This is a genomic window from Aquabacterium sp. UBA2148 (assembly GCF_002328915.1).
GTDB classification, from domain to species: domain Bacteria; phylum Pseudomonadota; class Gammaproteobacteria; order Burkholderiales; family Burkholderiaceae_C; genus Aquabacterium; species Aquabacterium parvum.
In genome coordinates, this window is sequence record NZ_DCXA01000068.1 from 4,417 (window position 1) to 6,064 (window position 1,648).

Below are 1,648 nucleotides of genomic sequence, written 5' to 3' on the forward strand. Positions count from 1 at the left end.
AGTGGGGGCAGCAGTGGGGGCAGCCTTGGGTTTGGCGGCTGCGCCCTGGGTGGCGCCCTTGCGCGCAGGCTTGGCGGACGATGGGCTGACCTTCAGGTCCTCGGCAGAGGCAGCGGAGGCGGCTTTGGCTTTGACGTTGGCCTTGGCAGGAGCCTTGGCGGAGCCCATCGACGCAGCGTCGGACGGGGCCACGGATGCAAGCAACTCGCGCTTGGCGCGAGACCTCTGAGCGACAGCCATATGTCTCCTGTTTCTGGGCTCTCTCCGGATTCGTCCGGAATCATGAACCGCGTTTGTTTCCGTATTCTGAACCTTGGGCAACGAATGTGAAGGGGCTTGCGGCCGTCTTTGGCATCATTCCAACATGCCCTGCGCATCCGCGGTGTGGGCGAAGACCCTGGCATGCGCCAGACGAAGCCCTGACTCGGGACCTGACAATGTGGATCGTTGCGATCGCCTGGATGTACGTGACCTTGATGATGGCCTTGGCCGAGGCGACCAACCCTCAGGGCACGGTGCTGGGCGCCATCTTCACGTTCCTGCTTTATGGCGTGGGCCCGCTGGCACTGGTGCTGTACCTGATGGGGGCACCGGCTCGCCGCAAGGCCATCCGCCAGGCAGAACGCGCCGAGCTCGAAGCCCGGGCCCAGTCGCAGCAGGCCGATGCCACCGGCTCAGACGGGATGCAGACAAATGGCGGCAGCCTGCCGACCACTGATCCCGTCGCGCCGGTGCGAGAAGAACCGCCCGGGCGCTGAGACCGTGCAGGCATCGCCACCATCGATGTGGCGAAGGCCCAGCGCCTGCAAGCGATCGCGGGCCAGGCCCGGCAAGTCGGCCCACCACTTGCCTGGTCTGTCGGCGCAAGGCGTGAAGCGAGGCGCCGCGATGCCTTCCACCGGGGTCACGCCGAAGCCAGCGAGCACATCGGGGCCCACCTCAAAGGCCCGCAGCCCGATGCACGGCCCCAGCCAGGCCCGCAGGTCAGCCGGGTCGGCGCCCGTGGCTTCGCACAGGGCCAGCACGCCTGTGTGGGCGATGCCCCGCCCCGTTGGGCAGGCCGGACCGCTGCCAGCCAAGCCCCGCCATCCGGCGTGCAGGGCCGCCACACCTCGGCCCTCGGGCGCTGCCAGGAGGATGGGCAGGCAATCGGCCACCATCACCACGCAAGCAACGCCTGGCTCGGTGCTCAAGGCGCCGTCAGCCTGGATCGGGCTGGCTGCGCCCAACGCAGGATCGGAGCGCAGGCGCACCACCGCTTCACCATGCACCTGCGACATGAAGACCGGTCGGGCCGGCAGGCAACGCGCCAGCACCTCGCGGTTGGCGTGCACGCGAGCGGGGTCGTCTCCGACGTGGTCCCCCAGGTTGCAAGACGCCCAGGGATCCGGGCTGACGCCCCCCGCGCGTGCCGTCATCAAGGCCGAGACACCAGGGCCCATGGGCAGCGCCATCCAGCCGTCGGGCAAGGCCGACGGATCGGCGAGTCGGGCCGCGTTCGAGCTGGCAGGGGTGGGGCTTGGTTCGGTCACTTCGTGCAGCTTGGCTATGATCCCGCCCGCATGCTAACGCGCCCTCACGCCCACCTGGCCCCGTCGCCCGCACGGGTCCGCATCTCCCGCAGTCGCCAGGACGCCCGCCACGTCGG

2 protein-coding genes and 1 pseudogene are annotated in these 1,648 nt (G+C 69.3%); 1 reads left to right on the top strand and 2 read right to left on the bottom strand.

Annotated features, from left to right (window positions below; genetic code table 11):
• A pseudogene (locus tag B2W70_RS03735) lies at nt 1–192 on the bottom strand (hypothetical protein); the annotation flags it as partial.
• Nucleotides 193–437: 245 nt separating this feature from the next.
• On the opposite strand from B2W70_RS03735, the gene B2W70_RS03740 reads away from it, so the two are divergent.
• Nucleotides 438–758: a hypothetical protein gene (locus B2W70_RS03740; protein WP_286742992.1), complete on the top strand. Its 321-nt coding sequence runs from the start codon at nt 438–440 to the stop codon at nt 756–758.
• Here B2W70_RS03740 and pgeF read toward each other — a convergent pair.
• Entirely contained in the window at nt 675–1,454 is a 780-nt protein-coding gene (gene pgeF / locus B2W70_RS03745) for a peptidoglycan editing factor PgeF (protein ID WP_286742997.1), read from the bottom strand. The genes B2W70_RS03740 and pgeF overlap by 84 nt on opposite strands.
• Between the last annotated feature and the right edge of the window lie 194 nt (nt 1,455–1,648).

Coding starts and splice junctions, on each gene's coding strand:
- B2W70_RS03740 (WP_286742992.1), top strand. CDS start 438: ATGTGGATCGTTGCGATCGCCTGGATGTACGTGACCTTGATGATGGCC.
- pgeF (WP_286742997.1), bottom strand. CDS start 1,454: ATGGCGCTGCCCATGGGCCCTGGTGTCTCGGCCTTGATGACGGCACGC.